Origin of the sequence: Nocardia brasiliensis, assembly GCF_042691675.1 — a bacterium.
Taxonomy (GTDB): Bacteria; Actinomycetota; Actinomycetes; order Mycobacteriales; family Mycobacteriaceae; genus Nocardia; species Nocardia brasiliensis_D.
Window position 1 is genome coordinate 8,429,944 of sequence record NZ_CP170507.1, and the last position, 20,667, is coordinate 8,450,610.

A 20,667-nucleotide genomic window follows, 5' to 3' on the forward strand; every position below is an offset into this window, starting at 1 on the left:
GTGACGACGTTGCGCAGAGGCCGCGGCGAGCGTGACCGGTGTGCGGCGGCGTGCGGGTAGAGGCGGGGGCCGCGTGGAACGTAGGGTGCACAAGCGTGAGCGAGAGCGGCCGTTGGCGACGCGAGCGGTGGGCGCGGTTCGGCCCGGCGGGGTACAGCGCGGTGCTGGCGCTGCTCATCATGGGGCCGCTGCTCGGGTCCGGGTATTTGTTGCTGCGGGATGCGGTGAGTACGCCGCGCTCGTATCTGACGGATTCGGCGCTCGGGCTCGGGGATGCCGCTCCTCGTGCGGTGCCACAGGATGCGCTGCTCGCGGTCTTGTCGCCGATCATCGACGGCGGATTGATCGTCAAGGTGATCCTGTTCGTCGCGCTGTGGGCCGCGGGTTACGGCGCGGCCGTGCTGGCGCGCGAGCTGCTGGGGGCGCCGATCAGTGCGCAACTCGTCGCCACCACGGTTGCCCTGTGGAATCCCTATGTGGCCGAACGCCTGTTGCAGGGCCACTGGAGTTTGCTCACCGGATATGCCGCGCTGCCCTGGGTTGTCTTGGCCGCGTATCGAATTCGCACTGCCTCGGCCCGTGCTGCCGACCGGCGGGAGACCGCGAGTGCGTGGACGAGTTTGGCGGGATGCCTTGCCGCGGCGGGGCTCACACCGACCGGTGCACTACTCGCGGGCATCACCGCACTTGTGCTGGTCGGGCGACGACGGCTGGCCGGAGCCGCGGCGCTACTCGTCGTCGCATCCGCGCCATGGTTGACGGCGACCGCGCTGTCGGGTGCGGGCAGCGAACCATCGGATCCGGCGGGCATAGCCGCGTTCGCCGCGCGCGCCGAACCCAGCCTAGGCACACTGACCAGCCTGGCCGGGCTCGGTGGCATCTGGAACGGCGAGGCATTACCCGACTCGCGCACAACACTTCTCGCATTGATCGGCACCGTCGCGCTGCTCGCCGTCGTCGCGACGGGCGTACGAGCGGTCTACACCGGTGCCACCGACGCCAACGACCGATATGTCCGCCGGGCGCTCCTAGTGCTCGCTGGGCTCGCCATCCTGTTCCCCGCCCTCGGCGCGACGCCGTGGGGCATGCACATCATGGAGTGGCTCGTCGCCCACGTGCCCGGTGCGGGACTGCTCCGGGACACCCAAAAGTATGTTGCACTGGCAGTTCCCGCCTACGCGCTGTGTGCTGCGGCGGCCTGCGGCGTCGTTGTCGAGCGATTCGCCGCGACTGGATCCGATCGGCAGCCCGACTCAACCTCATCGAAGTCCCCCGCACAGGACGGGCTCGCCTCTCCACGGGCGGGTCGTGTCACCACTCGAGGCGCATTACCCGAGGCCGCTGTCTCGCAGGCGACCCAGCATCCGACGATGACACGTTGGGTCGCAACGGCATTCATCGCTCTGCTGGTGCTGCCCCTCTTCGACCTCGCCTGGGGTGTCGGCGGTGCGCTCCGGCCGGTGCGCTATCCGGCCGGATGGCAGCAGCTCGCCGGGCAACTGGCCGGACCAGGCGACGTTGCGGTATTGCCGGGCGGGATGTTCCGGAAGTTCCGGTACAGCGGAACCGCGCCGGTTCTGGATCCCGCGCCGCGCATGCTGCCGCGCGACGTGCTGCAAACCGGTGAACTCCCGGTCCGCGGCCGCACCGTGTCCGGCGAAGGCGCCCGCGCCCGCGCGGTGGAAGCCCTACTGCTGCATGGCGGTTCGGCTCAGGAACTGGCTGGTCACGGTGTCGGCTGGGTGCTGGTCGAGCGCCGCACACCAGGACCGCTCGGCGAGTCGAAAACTACGCTCGCACAACTCGACCCGGTCTACGACGACGCCGACCTCGCGCTATATCGGGTACCCGGCGTCATCGATCAGCGCGATGACCCGCCGATGCGTCGGAGCCTTGTCATCGCCGCACACGTCCTCTGGGCAGCACTGCTGGTCGGCGGCCCACTCGTCGCCGCAGCACGCCGACTGCCCCGCAAACGCTGACCACCCAGCCAGCCGAGCACGGCACCACATGATCAACGGGACATGGCTGCGCCGTTTTGCGAGTGCGGCCTCGCTGATGTCCCGTTGATCATGCGACAACCCTTGGCCGGTGGGGGGTCAGTGGTCGGGGCGGGGGGCGATCAGGCCGGAGGTGTGTTCGCCTCGGGCCGCCGCGGCGAGGACTTCGTATACGCCGTTCCCGGTTTGCTCCCAGGAGAATTCGCGGGCCCGGGACCGCGCCTTCTCCCCCATGACGGTGCGGGCGGCCCGGTCGTCGAGGAGTTCGCCTACCGCGTCGGCCAATTGGGCGACGTCGTCGACGAGCAGTCCGGTGACGCCGTCCACGATGGAGTCGGTGAGGCCGCGCGAGCTGCGGTAGCCGATGGTGGGCACACCGTGCTGGGCGGCCTCGATCACCGCGAGGCCCCAGCCTTCCTTGCGCGAGGGCAGCACGTGCACCCAGGCGCGGGCGAGCAGTTCGTGTTTGCGGCGTTCGTCGACGTGGCCGTGGAAGGTGACCGCGTCGGCGATGGCGAGGTCGCGGGCGTCGGCCTTCAGGTTGTCGGCCCACCAGCCGTCCCCGATGACGTCCAGGTGCAGGCCGGGGATGCGGGTGCGCAGTCGGGCGACCACGGCGAGCGCGTCTTCGATCTGCTTGTGTGGCACCAGGCGGGACAGCACCACGATGCGCGGGTTCGCGGTGCGGGTCGCGGTGGCGCCGGTCGGGGCGTCCGCGGGAACGGGTTCGGCGCCGTTGCGCACCACCGCGATCCGGGACGGCTCGACGCCGAGGGTGCCGAGTTCTTCGGCCGAGGGCAGCGAGACGGTCAGGTACTGGTTGCGCCGATGCACCCGTGGCGACAGCCGCGACTCGATCCACCAGCCGATCCGGCCGACCAGCCGGCCCGCGACCGGCCACTGTTCCCGGTGCCCGTGATGCACCAGCACGACCGACGGCGCCTTGGTCGCGGCCGTGGCGAAGAACGGGATGCCGTTCTGGGTGTCGATCACCGCGTCGGGCCGCACACCGCGCAACGGTCCGAGGCCGAGCCTGCCGAGCGCCATCGCGGCCAATGCCCGCGGATAGACGGAGAAGCGCCCGCCCGCCCGGCTGATGTCGATGCCGTCGATGTGCTCGCGCTTCGGTGCCCCCGGGTAGCGGGCGGTGCGCAGGGTGACTTTGACCCCGCGTGCGGCGAGCTGCGCGCCGACCTGTTCGAGGTACCGTTCGCTGCCGCCGCCCTGCGGGTGCCCGGTGTCACGCCAGCACAGCAGGAGGACTTCGCGCACGGTCGAGCTTCTCTCGGTCAGGGTGTCCCGGTCGGGAACATCGGATATCGCGCTACACCCTAACCGACGCGGTGTGACGCGGTCCGATGTCCAGATCGCGCGTGGTCGGCGATGCGCCGAACGGACGTCACCGAACACCGGGCCACCCTGGCGCATATCACCGGCAAATGCGGGTGGACGGAAATCCACCGCCGCGTCCGCCGTCGAGAGTGGTGCACAGCAGGCCTGCGGGGTTATGCGAGACTCGGCGCCGTGCTCAAAGAAACGCCCTCCGATGGTGTGCGTCGGCGCGCGCCCCGGTTCGCGCGCCGGGCGACACTGCGCCGATCACTGCGGTTGCTCGGTAGTTTCCGGTTCGAGCAGTCCGATCCCGCGGTGTTCTACGGCGGTCTGGCCGAGGACAGTGCGGCGATGATCGGCGATTTCTACGCCGATCTCACGGGCCAGGCTTTGACGGGCGCGACGATTCTGGATGTCGGCGGCGGTCCGGGTTACTTCGCCGACGAGTTCGTCAAGACGGGTGCGCGGTATATCCCGGTGGAGCCGGATCCGTCGGAGATGCACGCGGCCGGGCTGTCGGTGGCGGGTGCGGTGCGCGGCTCGGGGATGGCGTTGCCGTTCCGCGACGACGCGGTGGATATCTGTTTTTCCTCGAATGTCGCCGAGCATGTGTCGAAGCCGTGGCTGATGGCGGACGAGATGGTGCGGGTGACGCGGCCGGGTGGGCTGATCGTGTTGTCGTACACGGTCTGGTTCGGCCCGTTCGGCGGACACGAAACCGGGCCGTGGCATTACCTGGGTGGCGAATATGCCGCGCGCCGGTATCGCCGCAAGCAAGGGCGGGAACCGAAGAACCGGTTCGGCGAGTCGCTGTTCGCGGTGCGTGCGGCGGACGGATTGCGCTGGGCGGCGGGTACTTCCGCGGACGTGCGGACGATCTTCCCGCGCTATCACCCGCGTTGGGCGTGGTGGCTGGTCCGCATTCCGGTGGTGCGGGAGTTATTGGTGAGCAATCTCGTCGTTGTGGCAGCCAAGAAGTAGCGCTAGTGCTCCAGCCAGCCGCGCCGCCAGGTGCGCCGGCCGCACGGCTCGTGTAGCGGCTGGCTCCACGGCGATTCCTGAATGGCGAGTCCGACGGTCTCCAGGGTGGTCAGCCCGACTTGGTCGGCTAAAGCTCCGACCACGGCGACAGCCTCAGCTGCCTGCATAGCGGCGGTCGCTTGCTCGATGGTCAGCGTCCGGCCGGGCAGGAAGGAGACGACCCAGCCGCCTGCGCCAACGCTCTTCGCTTGATGTTCGGTCTGGTCGCTGGTCATCAGCGATCGGCCGACAACTTGCACCGCCATGACTCGGTCTCCCCAATGGTGGTATCGGTTCAGAAATCGAGCGAGCTGATCAGTAGCTATTAGCATCCTCCGTCCAGCAACAGAACGCAATAGTGCGTTCTACGAAAAGCGAACCGACGGGTTGGGATTCGTCCTGCTCAGCGAGACTGTCGCACTACGGAACTGAAACAGGTTACAGACAAGCGAGAGGCAAAACTGTAACGTGTTCTCATGCATTACGACAGCTTGTTCATCGGCGGCCGCTGGACCGCGCCAGCCACCGCCGAGCGCGTCCAGGTCATCTCGCCGGTCACGGTCGAGCCGGTGGGCAGCGTCCCCGCGGTGGCTCGGGCCGATGTCGACGCCGCGGTCGCCGCGGCGCGGCACGCCTTCGACCACGGTCCGTGGCCGTCGACGCCGCCGGAAGAGCGAGCTCAGGTGCTCACCCGCGCCGCGCGGCTGATCGAGGAGCGCTCGGCCGCACTGCTCGCCGCGCTCACCGCGGAGATGGGCGCGCCGCAGATGATCGCGATGACGCTCAACCAGATTCCGGCGGTCGCCGCGCTCGACGCGTACGCCGGACTCGCGAAATCGTTCCCCTGGAACGAAACTCGCACCGGCCTGTTCGGCACCGCACGCGTCAGCAGGGAGCCGCGCGGGGTCGTCGCCGCCGTCACCGCGTGGAACGTCCCGCTCTTCCTCGCGGCCAACAAGCTCGCGCCCGCGTTGCTGGCGGGCTGCACGGTGGTGCTCAAACCCGCACCGCTGACGCCGATCACCGCCAATATGGTCGCCGATATCTGCACCGAGGCGGGCCTGCCGGAGGGCGTGCTCTCGGTGCTGCCCGCCGAGGCCGAGGTCGCCGAATACCTGATTTCGCACCCTGGCGTCGACAAGGTCACCTTCACCGGTAGTACCGCGGTGGGCAAGAAGATCGGCGCGATCGCCACCGGACAGCTCAAGAGCGTCTCGCTCGAGCTCGGCGGTAAGTCGGCGGCGATCCTGCTGCCGGATATGGACATCGCGGGCATTCCGGTGCTCGCGTTCTCCGGACTGATGAACAGCGGTCAGGGTTGCGTCGCGCAGACCCGAATCCTCGCACCGCGCAGCAGGTATGGCGAAATCCTCGACGCGCTGGTGGAACACGTGAAGACGATGAAGGTCGGCGTTCCCGATGATCCGACCGTGCAACTGGGCCCGCTGATTTCGGAGCGCCAACGTACGCGGGTCGAGGGCTATATCGCCAAGGGCAAGGTGGAGGGCGCGCGCCTCGCGCTCGGCGGCGGTCGCCCGGCGGGTCTGGATCGCGGCTGGTTCGTCGAGCCGACGATCTTCGCCGACGTGGACAACAAGTCGACCATCGCACAGGAGGAGATCTTCGGCCCGGTGCTGTCGGTGATCCCCTACGAGACCGAGGACGAGGCCGTGGCCATCGCCAACGACTCGGTATACGGCCTGGCCGGATCGGTCTGGACCGCGGATGTCGAGCACGGTGCCGAGATCGCCGCACGGGTGCGGACCGGGACCTCCGCGATCAACTGGTACGCGTTCGACCCAAGCGCACCGTTCGGCGGCTACAAGAGCTCCGGACTCGGCCGGGAGAACGGCCCGGAGGGCCTCGACTCGTTCTGCGAGCAGAAGTCGGTGCTCATGCCCATGGGCTGGGCGGGCTGATCAGTCGGTCGGCATGACCACCCGCAGCACGGGTTCATTGTCGCGGCCCGTGAGGCTCGGCGCGTCGACGATCTCGACGCGCCAGCCCGGGGGCAGGACGGCCTGCAAACGCCCGGCAGCGCGGCGCAGCGGCGTGCTAGCGGTCGCCAGTTCGAAACCAGCAACCAGGGGCGCGATGGACGCCCCGGTTTCCAGATCGGTCATGCTCCAACCACCTCTCGCGCGTCGATCCCATCGTTCGCCGCGAGCATCGCGGAAACCCGATGTCGATAGGGAAGTAGTTCAGTCGATCAGTTAACAGTTAGCAATCGGACTGGCAGGTCATGAGACTAAGAACACGGCAAGCATAGGCCACTTGTGCGCAAACCTCGCACACCGGGCAACTACCCTATACCGCGTCTTGGCAAACCTTTGGGCGCTCGCACCGTGTGAACACTCGACCATTACCCATAGCACCACAACATGGGGTCCGCGCGGCGGGAAACACGCACAACAACCGATCATTGATCTGTCATTGTGATCCGCAGGGGGCGCATCGCCCATCTGCACCGAATAGCACTGTCGCACAAACAAAACCGCCCGCACCAAGGGAAATGGTGCGGGCGGCTTGGTCTTTGCCGGGCGATTATGCCAAACGCTGCTTCAGCGCCTCGAATTCATCGCGCACGCCGGACGGCAGCTTGTCGCCGACGAATTCGAACCATTCCTCGATCAGCGGAATCTCCTTGCGCCACTCGGCAACATCGACCTTGAGTGCCTCATCGACATCGGCGGGGTCCACCTTCAGGCCGTCGAGATCCAGGTTCGCGGCGACCGGCACATTGCCGATCGCGGTGGCTTCCGCCTCCGTGGTGCCGTCGACCCGGCCGACGATCCACTCCAGCACGCGGGAGTTCTCGCCGAAACCGGGCCACAGGAAGCGGCCGTCGGCGCCGCGGCGGAACCAGTTGACATAGAAGATCTTCGGCAGCTTGTTCGCGTCCGCGTTCTTGCCGAGGTTGATCCAGTGGTTCAGGTAATCGCCGACGTGGTAGCCCATGAACGGGATCATCGCCATCGGGTCGCGGCGCACGGTGCCGACCTTGCCCTCGGCCGCCGCGGTCTGCTCCGACGACAGGGTGGCGCCCATGAAAACGCCGTGCTGCCAGTCGAACGACTCGGTGACCAGCGGGACCGTGGTCTTGCGGCGCCCGCCGAACAGGATCGCCGAGATCGGCACACCCTGCGGATCGTCCCACTCGGGAGCCAGGATCGGGCACTGCGACATCGGCGTGCAGTAACGCGAGTTCGGGTGGGCGGCAAGCGTTTCGGTCTCCCGGCGGTACCAGTCGTTGCCCTTCCAGTCGATCAGGTGATCGGGCTCGCCCTCGAGACCTTCCCACCACACGTCGTTGTCATCGGTCAGCGCGACGTTGGTGTAGACGGTGTTGCCCGCCTCCATGGTGGCCATGGCGTTCGGGTTGGAGCTGCGGTTGGTGCCCGGCGCGACGCCGAAGAAGCCGTACTCCGGGTTCACCGCGTACAGACGACCGTCCTTGCCGAAGCGCATCCAGGCGATGTCGTCACCGAGGGTTTCGGCGCGCCAACCGGGCACGGTCGGCTGGATCATCGCGAGGTTGGTCTTGCCGCAGGCACTCGGGAAGGCGGCGGCGATGTAGTAGGCCTTGTTCTCCGGGGAGATCAGCTTGAGGATCAGCATGTGCTCGGCCAGCCAGCCCTCGTCGTGGGCCATGGCCGAGGCGATGCGTAGGGAGTAGCACTTCTTGCCGAGCAGCGCGTTGCCGCCGTAGCCGGAGCCGTAGCTCCAGATCTCGCGGTCCTCCGGGAAGTGGGTGATGTACTTCGTGTCGTTGCACGGCCACGGCACGTCGGCCTGGCCATCGGCCAGCGGCGCGCCGACCGAGTGCAGCGCCTTCACGAAGGGCTTGTCGGTGCCCATCTTCTCCAGCGCCGCCTTGCCCATCCGAGTCATCACGCGCATCGAGACGACGACGTATTCGGAGTCGGTGAGCTCCACGCCGAGCTTGGGGTCCTCGGCGCCGAGCGGGCCCATGCAGAACGGCACCACGTACAGGGTGCGGCCCTTCATCGAGCCGCGGTACAGCTCGGTCATGGTGGCGCGCATCTCGGCGGGGTCGACCCAATTGTTGGTGGGACCGGCGTCGGCTTCGCTCTTGGAACAGATGTAGGTGCGCGACTCGACCCGAGCCACGTCGGAAGGATCGGAGAGTGCGAGGAAGGAATTCGGCTTCTTCTTCGGATCGAGCTGCTTGAAGGTGCCCGCCTCGACAAGCTGAGTGGTCAGGCGGTCCCATTCTTCGTCGGAACCGTCGGCCCAGACCACTCGATCTGGCTGAGTGAGTTCTGCGACTTCCTGTACCCAGGCGAGTAGTTCGCTGTGCTCGGTCGGCGCTTTGCCGTCGGATCCACGAAGACCAGGAATGGTCGCTGAGGTCATTGAAAACTCTCCTGAGATGGGCGGTCCCTACGTTGTGTCGCCGCCTGGGCTTGCCCTTGACCAGCGCGAACACACCGAGCGCCACCATTGGCGGGAAGGCACCCGCTACGACCAGTCGAAAGCGCGCCCCGGCTGGACGGCGGACGAGGACTTAGCGGACGCCCAAGTTCCTGATTAGAGGTTAACGCGATGTGACGGCCGGTACGGAATCGGGTTCGTCACTATGTACCCATTCTTAAGAGTTAATCAACCAGCGAGATCCATCGATCGAGGATCGCGATATCCCGTTCGCATGCCGCGAGTTGGCCGGGTTGTTCGGCGACCATACGTCGTAAACGAGCCTCCAACTCCGCCACTCGCCGATCGGTCTCTACCATGCGGGCAGCGCTCGCCCGGACCACCCGGTCGGCCAGCGCCGTTTCGGTTTCCACCAGGGCGGTCGCCACTCGCTGCTCGAGCTGGGCTTTTACGCTGACCAGCGCGTCGGAGACCCATTGCCGCACGTGCGCGCGATCGGCCAGCTGTCCGCGGGCCCGCACCACCCAGCCGGCCGCGCCGCCACCGAGCAGCAAGGTCACCGGCCAGCTCGCGAAATCCAGCGCGGGCACCAGCGAGAGTGGCGAAACCAACAGCCTGCCGAGGCCGACACCGGCCGACGCGCCGAGCACGATCATGAGGTGATCTTCGACACCACGGTGCCGCGGATCAGGGTCGGGCCCGACCCGGGGCGCGGGGTCGCGACGGCGCGGCGGCAGGCCCGGCGCCTGCGCCACACCGTCGATGAGGGTGGCGAGCTCGGCGAGCCGCTGATCGATGGCGTGGTCGACCACACCGGTCAGTTCGGTGGTGGCCTGCTGCAACCGTTCCGGGTAGTCGCCGAGTTCGTTGCGACGCATCCGGTCGAGGTCGGCGCGGGTCGCGACGTGCAGTGCCCGGATCCGGGCGCCCACCTCGGTCATCAAGTCCAGGCGAGCCAGGTGCAGTTGGCCGCGCAGCGTGGACATGGCGGTGGCCCGGCCGCCGTCGCGGCCGGCGAGCAGCACGGCACGCTCCTCCCGCAGCCTGGCCGTCTCCGCGCCGGAGCGCAGCGCGGCCACCTGCTCGACCACTCGCTGCCTGGTGTCGGCGAGCACCCGCGCGGTCACCGCCGCGACCCGGCCACCGCCCTCGGCTTCCGCGCCCGCGGCCGCGGCGGTCAGCTCCGCGTGCAGCGCGCCCAACCCGGATCGATCCAGCAGACCCGCATCACCCGCGGTACGCGCCGCCGCCGCCAGCCGCGCCGAGACCGGCAGGATGTCCAGATCCGCCACGCCCTGCGCGGCCAGAAGTTCCAGATCGCGCGCCCGCACCGAGCGCCAATCCTGGTAGGCGTGAATGCCGTTCATGGCGAGCAGGATTCGGGTGTCGTCCGCGCGCAGGCGGTGCACGATGCGCAAGGTATCGGCGCCGATCGTGGTTCCCGCGTCCAACAGGATCAGCGCGACCGGCGACGGCGCGGTCCCCGACGGGGACGTGGTCTCCACCGCCGCACTGGCGTCGGCCACCGGGTCCGTGAGATCGATACGTGGTTCGAAGCGAGCCAATTCGGTGCGCAACAGCGCGGTATTGGCATCGGCGGGCCCGATCAATGTCACCGCGCCGGCCGCGCCGGTCCCCCGCACGGCGCGCAGCAGCGCGATACCCTGCGGATTCCAGCGCGCCACAACCGCTTCTAGCTCAGGCGGCTGGCCGGCGGCTGGTTCGGCTCGGGTGGCGGCGGGCGGGTCGGCGGGCAGGTCGAGCGGTCGATCTGAAGCAGTAGCCGGACCGGGCAACCGGTCCGGGCCGGGCGGAGGTTCAGAGGCCGGCACTGCTCATCCGTTCCCATAGTCGGACGTAGCCGTTGTGCACGCGCAGGGCGGCGCGGCGGGCGGCGGGCGGCATGTCGCTGGAGACGACGGCGCGCCAGCGGGCGGCGCGGGCCATGGCGTCGTCGGCGTCGGCGGGAGCCGGGGCCGGGTAGCCCGCCGCGAGATGGGCCACACCGGGGTGTGCCAGTCCCGCGCACAGACCGAGCCACCGGGCGTCGTCACCGAAGATATAGGCCTCCAAGATGTCTCGGGCCTTGCTGGCTCCCTCCGGTATTGCCCTGGCGGCCAGCCGGGTCAGCTCGTCGAGGAGTTCACCGCCACGCAGCGCGGAGACCTGCTCGTAGCGGCGGTGCAGCAGGCGGTGCAGCGCGTCGATTCCGCTGGCCGCGTGCAGGATTTGCAGCACCGTTTGCGGGTCGAGCGCCGGATCGTGGCGCAGTGCGGCGAGCGCGCAGGTGACGCCGTAGAGGTCCCAGCGTTGCAGCAATTGCTCGCGAGCGGCCAGGTCCGGGCCGGGCGCGACGAACAGGTCCGGCGAAAGCGTCAGCGCGGCATTGTCATCGGCGGCCAACCTGCGCAGCGCGGCCAGGTCGGCATCGGTCATCGCACCGGCCCGGGTCCGCATGGCCAGCGAGGCGACCACCGGAAGCACCGGAATACCGATCTCCCTGCTGTACTTTTCGGCGGCGGTGACCGCATCGCCCCAGCGGGCGCCGATCGCGTCGGCCTTGTTCAACACCACGACGGTGCGCTCCGGCGGCAGCGTTGCGAGGACCCGCCGGTCCGCGGACGACGGCGCGGCCGACAGCACGTAGACGGCGATGTCGGCGTCGAACACCGGATCGGGCAGGTCCGGCTCGTCGACCGGATCGCTCTCCACGGCGGACATGAGGGCGAGCGCGTGCAGTACCGTCGACCGGCCCGCGTGGGCGCGACCCAGCACCTGGATGCGCGGCGGTTTGCGCCAGGCACTGACGGCGGCGGCCGCGGCGTAGCCGATCCGCGCGTCCCGACCCGTGCCGAACCGCAGGTCGGCCAGCAGCCGGTCGAGCTGGTCGTGTTCGCGCGCGGGTACCCCGCGTTCCCGCAACGGCCCCTCGGACTCGGTGACTGTCGGCATGCTGCACCCCCTCTACGGTGCGCAATTCTTGCAGAAGTCGCAGGCGTTGGAAGCGACGACCGCTCAGCTGCCGCTGAAGTATTTGTTCACGGTGCGCACGGCCCAGTTCGGCGCGTACTTGGCGGCGGTAGCGAGCACCTTCGCCTGCGTACCGATCTCGTAGTGCACCCGGGGCAGCCGACCGCGCTTGCGGGTGGCTTCCCAGATGCCCGCCGCGACGTCATCGGCGGTGAGCCGCACGCCGAGCGACTTGGTCGTGCCGGTTTCCACCCCGTCCACCATCGCGGTGTGCACGAAAAGCGGCCAGATCGCGATTACCCGGATGTCGTGCCGCTCCCATTCGAGATCCAGTGCCTCCGTGAGGCTTTTGACCGCGGCCTTGCTCGCCCCGTAGCTGGCGAGTTCCGGCTGACCATAGATCGCCGAGGCCGAGCACAGGTTCACCACCGTTGCGCCGGGTGTGTCCCGCAGGTACCCGAACGCGGCATGCGTACCGGTGAGCACGCCGCCGAGGTTGACGTCGATGATCGCCTGATGCGTGGCCAGATCGAGGATTTCGAACTGGCCCGCGCGCAGAATGCCCGCGTTGTTGATCAGGATGTCCAGTCGACCGGCGTCGGCGTGGAATTCGGCGAGGCGCTCGGCCCACTGAGTGGCGTTCATCACATCGAGCACTCCGGTGTGCACGCTGCCACCGGCGCCGGTGATGTCGGCCGCGAGCCTGGTCAGCCCGACTTCATCGATGTCGTAGGCACCGACGCGGTACCCCTGCGCAGCGAAAAGCAGGGCCGTCGCCCGGCCTATTCCGGCCGCCGCACCGGTGATGAACACTGTCGGTCTGCCCATACCGGGCAGTCTAGTGCGGCAGTACCTCGCGCTCCGGGCTTCCCAGACCCGCGGCCGGTCATTTACCCTGCTTGGCAGTGGTCGGCGCCATAGTTGGTGCGTAGCTTCGCTTTTCGAACGCGACAACCGACCTCATCGATGAGGAGGTCGCGATGACAGCTGATGTCATCGGCGTTGGCGAATCGGAGCCTGTTCTAGAACGAAAGCCACTGCTGCCGAGTAGCGATCCGTTCCATCGGCCGCCGAAGGGATTCGCGGCGCAGCCGCCCGGCACCATCCTGCGCAGCCGCAAGATCGAACTCGCCTTGTTCGGCGTTGTGCCTCAGCAGGTCTCGGCTTGGCAACTGCTCTACCGCAGCTGCGATATGCACGGCACACCGGAAGCGGCGATCACCACGGTCCTGCTGCCCCTCGACGCGGAGCCGCGAGAAGACCGGCCGCTGCTGGCCTTTCAGACCGCGATGGACGCGGTCACCGAGAAATGTTCCCCCTCTTACGCATTGCGCTACGGCGCCCGCGCGCTCGGTTCGGTCACCCAGTTCGAGTGGCTGCTCGTCGCGAACGCGCTGCGCCGTGGTTGGGCGGTCTCCATCGCCGATCACGAGGGCCCACGCGGAAACTTCGGCGCGCCACGCGAACCCGGCTATCGCGCGCTCGACGGCGTCCGCGCGGCACAGCGGTTCGCGCCGCTCGGCCTCGGCCCCGCCACCCCGATCGCAGTCTGGGGCTACTCCGGCGGTGGCATGGCCAGCGCCTGGATGGTCGAGATGGCGCCCACCTACGCACCGGAACTCGACATCGTCGGCGCGGTCCTCGGCGCACCGGTCGGTGACCCCGGCCAGGTGTTCGCCCGATTGAACGGCTCCCATTACGCGGGCTTGCCCGCCATCGTGATCGCGGCCCTGCGCAGGCTGTATCCCGTGCTCGGCGCGATGATGCAGAACGAACTCACCCTCGACGGCAGGCGTTTCGTCGCCCGCGCCGAAACCTCCACGCCGTTCGGCGCCATCTTCGGCCTCGCCAACAAGCGCATGGACGACTACCTGACCCGCCCGCTCGCCGAAGTGCTCGCGACACCGGAGTTCCAGGCCATGTTCGACGATCTGCGCCTGGGCAATTCGACGCCGACCTGCCCGCTGCTCGTGGTGCAGCCGGTGCACGACCAGGTGATCCACCTGGACGGCATCGACGGCCAGGTCGACCGCTACCGGCGCGGCGGCGCCATGGTCACCTATGTCCGCGATCGGCTCAGCGAGCACTTCTCCCTGCTGCCGCTGTCCACCCCGATGAGCCTCGACTGGCTCGCGGACCGGCTGGCCGGGCAATCGGTGAGCGACGAGGGCGACAGCACGGTGTGGTCGGTCGCCGCGTCGCTGACCGGAGCGCGCGGGCTGTACGAGATGATGGTGACCGCGGCCAAGGTCGCGCTCGGCCGTCCGCTGCGGCAGGAGAGCGAGCCGGTGGCCAGGATCACCCGCGCACGCGCCGCCTGACCTCCCGCTGGACCGCAAGCCACAGTCGATTGCCGCGCCACTGCGCCGATGCTGGACAATGGACGCCGTGAACGACGCCGCGAACCATACTGCCGAGTCAGTTCCGGGCCCGCCGTCCACAGGTTCGGCCCCGGCTGAGCGCGGGCCCCGCAACAGCACCGGCTCCCGCTTGTATCCACGGGTGACCAGTTTCCGGTCGCGCCGGGGCGCACTGACCGCGACCCAGCAGCAATCGTGGGCCAGGATGTGGCCGACGATCGGCCGCGAGGTCGCCGACGAACCGCTGGACGCCGCCGCCTGGTTCGGCCGCGAGGCGCCGCTCGTCGTCGAAATCGGCTGCGGCACCGGCACCGCCACCGCGGCGATGGCGCAGGCCGAACCGCACCTGAATCTGATCGGCATCGAGGTATACAAACCCGGCCTCGCCCAACTGGTGCAGCGCATCGAACGCGAACAGATCGACAACATCCGGCTGCTGCGCGGCGACGCCGTCGACGTGCTGGAAAACATGATTGCTGCGGAATCGCTAACCGGCGTCCGAGTTTTCTTTCCTGATCCGTGGCCGAAGGCTCGTCATCACAAAAGGCGGCTGCTGCAACCCGCGACATTCGCCTTGATCGCCGATCGCCTGAAACCGGGCGGTGTGTTGCATGTCGCGACCGACCACGCGGATTACGCGGAACACATTGCCACCGTCGGCGCGGAAGAGCCGCTGCTCAGAGGTTTGAACGAGACCACGGGCGGGGTCAGCGCGGAGAATCGGGACACTGCGCCGATCGGCTTCGAAAGGCCGGTCACGAAATTCGAAGGCAAGGCACATCGTGCCGGTAGCGCCATCACAGAGCTCATATGGGGGAAGATCGAATAATGAGCGTCAGTGAAATGGCCCACGAAGTGGTCGATGTTGCCGGGGAGGTGCCAGGAACCGGAGCAGAAGTTCTGGGTGGCGTACCGCCGGACGTGCGCCGGGTTCTGCTGGTGTGGGACGCCCCGAATCTCGACATGGGTCTCGGCGCCATCCTCGGTGGGCGGCCGACGGCGGCCTACCGCCCCCGGTTCGACGCGCTCGGCCGCTGGCTGCTGGCCCGCACCGCCGAGCTCTCGGTCGGCAGCGTGCACCGGGTCGAGCCGGAAGCCACCGTCTTCACCAATATCGCGCCGGGCACGGCGGACGTGGTGCGACCGTGGGTCGAGGCACTGCGCAATGTCGGTTACGCGGTCTTCGCCAAACCCAAGATCGACGAGGACTCCGACGTCGACGCCGACATGCTCGCGCACATCGAAATGCGCAGCCGCGGGGCCGGCCTAGCCGGCATCATGGTCGCCTCGGCCGACGGCCAGGCGTTCCGTGAACCACTCGAAGAACTCGCCGCCGCCGGAATACCTGTTCAGATACTCGGCTTCCGCGAGCATGCGAGTTGGGCCGTCACATCCGATACCCTCGAGTTCATCGATCTCGAGGACATCCCGGGCGTGTTCCGTGAACCACTGCCCAGGGTCAGCCTCGACTCGCTGCCCGACGAGGGCGCCTGGCTGCAGCCGTTCCGGCCGCTGTCGGCGCTGCTCACCTCTCGCCCAGCGCAAGGAGTCGCTTAAGTGTTCACACGCTGGGGCGATCTGGTCTACAAGCTGCGCTTCGGCGTCATCGGCATCGTCGCGGCCGCGCTATTGGCGCTGGGCGGCTACGGCCTCGGTTTGGGAGACAATCTCAGCTCCAGCGGGTGGGATGATCCGAACTCGGAATCCTCGCAGGGTGCGCGGATCGCCGACGCCGCCTTCGGGCGCGACCACACCAGCGACGTGATCGTGCTGTACACCGCGCCCGAGGGCAAGACGATCGACGATCCCGAGTTCAAGAAGAAGGTCCTCGACAGCCTGAACAGTCTGCCGCGCGAACACCCGGAGATCACCAAGATCAACGGTGCCTACTGGCAGACCGAGACCGGGCCCGCGTCGCCACTGACCTTCGGTTCGAAGGACAAGAAATACACCTTCGCGTCGATCGCCATCAAGGGCGACAACGACACCGAGATGTTGAACAACTTCCGGAAAGTGAAGGACGTCTTCACGATTCCGGGGGTGGATGTGCAGGTCGCGGGCCTGCAGGCGGTGGCGGGCACGCTCAACGACACCATGGCCGAGGACCAGCACCGGATGGAGATCCTGGCCATCCCCGCCGTCGCGGTGCTGCTGTTCTTCATCTTCGGCGGCCTGATCGCCGCCGGGCTGCCGCTGATCGTGGGTGGCCTCACGGTGATCGGCGCCAACGGCATCGTCCTGTTCCTCACCGAGTTCACCGAAGTGAACTCGTTCGTCGCGCCGGTCGTGTCGATGATCGGTCTCGGGCTCGCCATCGATTACGGCCTGTTCATCGTGAGCCGATTCCGGGAGGAACTCGCCGAGGGGTACAGCACGCCCGCCGCGGTGCGCCGGACGGTGATGACCGCGGGCCGCACCGTCGTGTTCTCCGCGACCATGATCATCGCCAGTCTCGGCGGCATGCTGCTGTTCCCGCAGGGCTTCCTGAAGTCGATCGCCTACGGATCGATCGCCACGGTCTCGCTGGCGGCGCTGACGTCGATCACCATCCTGCCCGCCATGTTGGGTGTGCTCGGGCCGCGGGTGGACAAGTTCGGGCTCAAGCGATTCCGCAAGACCAAGACGGCCGAGGAAGTCGAGAACGGCTTCTGGGGCAAATCCACCCGCTGGGTGATGCAGCATCCGCTCAAGATCGCGATCCCGATCTGCATCCTGCTGCTGCTGTTGATCATTCCGGTCAAGAATCTAGCGTTCGGCGGCATCAACGAGCGGTACCTGCCGCCGGACAACTCGACCCGGCTCGCGCAGGCGAAGTTCGACTCGATCTTCCCGTTGCGAAAATCCGATCCGATCCAGTTGGTGTTCGTCTCGGCGAACAGCGCCGATGTCGGCAAGGCGTGGGCCGAGGCCAAGCAGGCGCCCGGTCTAGCAGGCACTTTCGAGGTGCCGTCGCGCTCCAATACCGATCCGAATGTGTATCGCACCAGCGCGACCCTCGCCGACTCGGAGGACGCCGACCCGACCATCGAATATCTGCGCTCGATCGACGTGCCCGACGACGTGACCATGTACGTCGGTGGTCAGCCGGTCATCCAGAAGGACAGCATCGACGCGTTGCTGAACCGGATGCCGTTGATGATCGCGCTGGTGCTGTTCGTCACCACGCTGCTGATGTTCCTGACCTTCGGCTCGCTGGTGTTGCCGATCAAGGCCGCGTTGATGAGTGCGCTCGGCTTGGGTTCCACGCTCGGCATTTTGACCTGGATCTTCGTCGACGGGCACGGTGCCGGTCTGCTGAACTTCACGCCGCAGCCGATCATGTCGCCGGTGCTGGTGCTGATCATCGCGGTGATCTACGGTCTCTCGACCGACTACGAGGTGTTCCTGCTATCACGGATGGTGGAAGCGCGCACCCAGGGCGCCTCGACCACCGAGGCGGTCCGCATCGGCACCGCGCAGACCGGGCGCATCATCACCGCCGCCGCGCTCATCCTGCTCGTGGTCACCGGCGCGTTCGCGTTCTCCGATCTGGTGATGATGCAGTACCTCGCGTACGGCATGATCGCCGCGCTGTTCATCGACGCCACCATTCTGCGCATGCTGCTGGTACCCGCGACGATGAAGCTGCTCGGCGACGACTGCTGGTGGGCGCCCGCCTGGATGAAGAAGATCCAGCAGAAGATCGGTCTCGGCGAGCCCATCCTCGACGACGAACGCCCCGGCGGCGGCGAGGTCGTCGACCTGGTCAAGACCACCCCCATCACCGACCCGGTCACCATGCAGATCCCCGCCATCAACGAGGGCAATCGCCCCCGCAAGCCGCGCCGCCCGCGCACGGTGGAGGAGATCGAAGCCGAGGCACCCACCCGGCGTCTGGACAAGATTCCGCCCGCCGCTGCCAAGCCACCCCCGACACCGGCGCCCGCCCCGCTCGATCCGACTCGCCAGCGGCCGACACCGGCCCCGGGCTTCCTGTCGGACCCGAACATGCCGCGACCGGCTGCGCCGCCGACCACCGGGTCGGATCCGCATGCGCAGCGGCCGGTGCCGTTCCCGGCGATACCGCACGACCCCACCGGTCCGCGGCCCGCTCCGCCAGCTTCGTCCGGCAGCGGCAGGCCCGAAACATCCTCGGGATCTTCGTTCTCGGCATTCGAGTCTCCTGCCGCTTTCGAGCCGCCCGCAGTGTCCTTCGACCCCTCCCGACGTCCCGAGGCGAAGTTCGAGCCGACGCAGCCGACGCCTTCGGTAGACCCGATTCCGTCCGCGCCGACCTACTCCGAGTTCGTCCCGCCTCGGCCGACCTCGCAGGACAGCGCCGCCGCGCCGGACCGGCCCGCCCACCACGCCGCGCCGGACCCGGCTCCGGCGGAGTCCGACGCCACCGACGCGGGCGATCCGAACCGCAACAGCATCGAAGACTGGATGGCCGGACTTCGTTCCTCCCGCCGCACCGGGAAGCCCGAAGAGGGCCGCCACCACGGCGGTGACGGCCGCACCGTCAGCGTCAACGAACTCCTCCGTCGCCGCGAACGGGAGTAGCGCCGGCATCGCCGGAGTTCGCGGCCACCTCGGCGAAGGCGCGGGCGTACCTGGTGCCCACCACGAGGAGTAGCACGCCGACGGCGAGGAAGGCGGCGACGCGCACCAGGCCGTCCAGGGTGGCCAGGTCGAACAGGAACAGCTTGGCCAAAGCTGCCGCGGTGACCAGCAATCCGGAGCCGAGGGCGAGTTTGGCTACCGCGGCGGCCTTGCCGAGATTGCGCAGTCCGTAGAACAGCGCGGCGGTGGCGGCCGTCATCCACAGGATGGTCGCGGCGCTGTGGCCGGTACGGAAGCCGTCGCCCGCACCGGTCGCGACGCCGATCGAAACCGTTGCGGCGGTGACCGAATACAGGCCCGCGATGCTCGCGGCGATCCACTGCAACTCGGCGGTGTTCCGCAGGCCGGGCAGTTGGCGCGCGCACCAGACCGCAACGGCGACGACCGCGAGGGCGAGCACCGCGCCGAGCAGCGTCGCCACGCCCAGGTTCGCCTCCGAACGCTGCTGGGAGGCAAGGACTTCCGGGCCAGCGACGGCTAAGAAGGCGAAGGCGCCCAGTACCGCGAAGGCCGCGCCGATGCCCGCGCTGACGCCGGACCGTCGCTGCCCGGCCACGCCGAGGAAGGCGAGGGCCACCAAGAACCACGCGGTCGGCAAGGTCCGCGGATCGGTTACCGAGACACAGACTTCGAGCAGAGCGATGGATCCGGCGACGGCGGCGACCACGGCGGTGTGGCCCGGGATCTTGGTGACCGCGGCAACTTTCGGCACCAATACGGTCCCCGCCACGGCGAGCAGCACGGCCGCGAAGGTGCCCGCGATCAGTGCCGCGATCGGTCGGTCGGTCGAATACATCCCCGGTGCGGCGAGCATCGGCACCGTCGCCAGCGCGAGCATCAGCGAGGCAGTCACGTCGGTGGACCTGCGCCGGACCACCGATACGGTCCCGGCCAACCCCACCACCGCGACCGCCGCGGCGGCGATGAGCAGCAGCGGGCGCTCACCCACCGAAGATCCGCCCAGGATCGCGCCCGCGACGAACGAGAACGAGGCGAGCACCGCGGGCAACGTCCGCACCACATGCAGGTACGGCCAGTCCCGCACCAATTGCACCGGCAGACAGGCCAACTGCAAGACGATGAGGAATGCCAGCAGCGCTAGCTCAGTGGTCAGTACCGGCGACAACGCGGCCGCGCCGACCACGACCAGCACCGCGAACGGCTGCGATTGCCACCGCATCGCCAGTGCGACACCGATGGCGGCGACACCCAGCGCGACCGCGAAACCGATCGCGGGCAACAGCCAGTGGTAAATCGTGGTCACCGCAACAACATCGAGGTAGGCACCCGCAATACCGGTGGCCGCCAACGCGATCCCACCGACTCGGCCGCCGGTGCGCCCGAACACCCGCATCCCGGCCGCCACCAGTCCGGCCGAGAAGAGCGCACCCGCGACAACTCTCGGCACCGGCCCGAAGAAGCCAGCCTGCGCGGCCAGCACCAGCAGCATCACCACGCCGATCAACGTGACGGCCACACCCGCCACCGCGAGCAGCCGGCTGATCACGCCGTCTCGCTGCCACCACGGCGTGTGTGGGACCGGCGGACCACCTTTCGCCGGACGCGGCGGGCGCGTTCCCGGCGGAGGAACCGGCGGCGACATCCCGCGCGACGGCATCGGTGTACGTGCACTCTGCGGCATGTGTGCGCCTTGTGGTGGTGCGCCTTGTGGCGCAGGTCCGCCTTGCATCGCGGGCGCATCTTGTGGCGCGGGGGCACCTTGCACCGCGGGGGCGCGCGCCGCTGCGCCGTGGGGCGTAGGCGCACTCGGCTGCACAGCGTCCCCCTGCGGCGTAAATGCACCCGGTGCGGCCCAGCCGGAGACCGGCTGCGCCGGAGGCGGTGCGAACCTTGCCACGTAGACAGGAGCGGGAGGCGCCACCGAATCTGGCGAAACTATGCCGGGCTGGGCAGGCCCCGCAGGCCACGTCTGCACCGGAGCACCTGCCCCCGGCGGCTGAGGAACCCGACCACCTTCGCTCGACTCC

15 protein-coding genes are annotated in these 20,667 nt (G+C 68.3%); 7 read left to right on the top strand and 8 right to left on the bottom strand.

The features are described 5' to 3' along the window. Positions 1–179: 179 nt before the first annotated feature. Positions 180–1,982 carry a hypothetical protein gene (locus ACFK0J_RS38880; RefSeq protein ID WP_378743322.1) on the top strand — a complete coding sequence of 601 codons (1,803 nt, stop codon included), beginning with the start codon at positions 180–182 and terminating at the stop codon, positions 1,980–1,982. 117 nt (positions 1,983–2,099) lie between these two features. Here the strand turns inward: ACFK0J_RS38880 and ACFK0J_RS38885 are convergent, their stop codons facing one another. Continuing rightward, on the bottom strand, positions 2,100–3,272 hold the full coding sequence (locus ACFK0J_RS38885) for a glycosyltransferase family 4 protein (protein WP_378734756.1): 1,173 nt from the start codon (positions 3,270–3,272) through the stop codon (positions 2,100–2,102). Positions 3,273–3,524: 252 nt separating this feature from the next. Between ACFK0J_RS38885 and ACFK0J_RS38890 the strand changes: the two genes are divergently transcribed. Then, a complete protein-coding gene (locus ACFK0J_RS38890) occupies positions 3,525–4,313 on the top strand; it encodes a class I SAM-dependent methyltransferase (RefSeq protein WP_378734758.1) in 789 nt (262 codons plus the stop codon). A 2-nt stretch (positions 4,314–4,315) separates the two neighbouring features. On the opposite strand, the gene ACFK0J_RS38895 is transcribed toward ACFK0J_RS38890, so the two are convergent. Continuing rightward, positions 4,316–4,618, bottom strand: coding sequence for a hypothetical protein (locus ACFK0J_RS38895; RefSeq protein ID WP_378734760.1), 303 nt, complete (start codon positions 4,616–4,618; stop codon positions 4,316–4,318). 210 nt (positions 4,619–4,828) lie between these two features. On the opposite strand from ACFK0J_RS38895, the gene ACFK0J_RS38900 reads away from it, so the two are divergent. Next, a complete protein-coding gene (locus tag ACFK0J_RS38900) occupies positions 4,829–6,271 on the top strand; it encodes an aldehyde dehydrogenase (protein ID WP_378734762.1) in 1,443 nt (480 codons plus the stop codon). Here the strand turns inward: ACFK0J_RS38900 and ACFK0J_RS38905 are convergent, their stop codons facing one another. From ACFK0J_RS38905 to ACFK0J_RS38925, 5 genes are all read right to left on the bottom strand, one after another. After that, on the bottom strand, positions 6,272–6,475 hold the full coding sequence (locus tag ACFK0J_RS38905; RefSeq protein ID WP_218472286.1) for a hypothetical protein: 204 nt from the start codon (positions 6,473–6,475) through the stop codon (positions 6,272–6,274). 421 nt (positions 6,476–6,896) lie between these two features. Further along, positions 6,897–8,729, bottom strand: a complete 1,833-nt coding sequence (locus tag ACFK0J_RS38910) for a phosphoenolpyruvate carboxykinase (GTP) (RefSeq protein ID WP_378734764.1) — start codon at positions 8,727–8,729, stop codon at positions 6,897–6,899. Between the two features lie 242 nt (positions 8,730–8,971). Continuing rightward, a complete protein-coding gene (locus ACFK0J_RS38915) occupies positions 8,972–10,579 on the bottom strand; it encodes a hypothetical protein (protein ID WP_378734766.1) in 1,608 nt (535 codons plus the stop codon). Beyond that, positions 10,566–11,699, bottom strand: coding sequence for a hypothetical protein (locus ACFK0J_RS38920; protein ID WP_378734768.1), 1,134 nt, complete (start codon positions 11,697–11,699; stop codon positions 10,566–10,568). Before ACFK0J_RS38920 ends, ACFK0J_RS38915 begins: the two co-directional genes overlap by 14 nt. A 63-nt stretch (positions 11,700–11,762) precedes the next feature. After that, on the bottom strand, positions 11,763–12,545 hold the full coding sequence (locus tag ACFK0J_RS38925) for an SDR family oxidoreductase (RefSeq protein WP_378734769.1): 783 nt from the start codon (positions 12,543–12,545) through the stop codon (positions 11,763–11,765). Positions 12,546–12,697: 152 nt separating this feature from the next. Between ACFK0J_RS38925 and ACFK0J_RS38930 the strand changes: the two genes are divergently transcribed. From ACFK0J_RS38930 to ACFK0J_RS38945, 4 genes are read left to right on the top strand one after another with little or no spacing between them, the layout of a single operon-like run. Next, positions 12,698–14,038, top strand: coding sequence for a lipase family protein (locus ACFK0J_RS38930; RefSeq protein WP_378734771.1), 1,341 nt, complete (start codon positions 12,698–12,700; stop codon positions 14,036–14,038). Positions 14,039–14,096: 58 nt separating this feature from the next. After that, on the top strand, positions 14,097–14,906 hold the full coding sequence (trmB, locus tag ACFK0J_RS38935; protein ID WP_378734773.1) for a tRNA (guanosine(46)-N7)-methyltransferase TrmB: 810 nt from the start codon (positions 14,097–14,099) through the stop codon (positions 14,904–14,906). Beyond that, positions 14,906–15,634, top strand: coding sequence for an NYN domain-containing protein (locus ACFK0J_RS38940; protein WP_378734775.1), 729 nt, complete (start codon positions 14,906–14,908; stop codon positions 15,632–15,634). Before trmB ends, ACFK0J_RS38940 begins: the two co-directional genes overlap by 1 nt. Further along, positions 15,635–18,619 (top strand): MMPL family transporter, encoded by a 2,985-nt coding sequence (locus tag ACFK0J_RS38945; RefSeq protein ID WP_378734778.1) that lies wholly within the window; start codon positions 15,635–15,637, stop codon positions 18,617–18,619. It begins immediately after the preceding gene. On the opposite strand, the gene ACFK0J_RS38950 is transcribed toward ACFK0J_RS38945, so the two are convergent. After that, positions 18,585–20,186 carry a DUF2339 domain-containing protein gene (locus ACFK0J_RS38950; protein WP_378734779.1) on the bottom strand — a complete coding sequence of 534 codons (1,602 nt, stop codon included), beginning with the start codon at positions 20,184–20,186 and terminating at the stop codon, positions 18,585–18,587. The genes ACFK0J_RS38945 and ACFK0J_RS38950 overlap by 35 nt on opposite strands. Between the last annotated feature and the right edge of the window lie 481 nt (positions 20,187–20,667).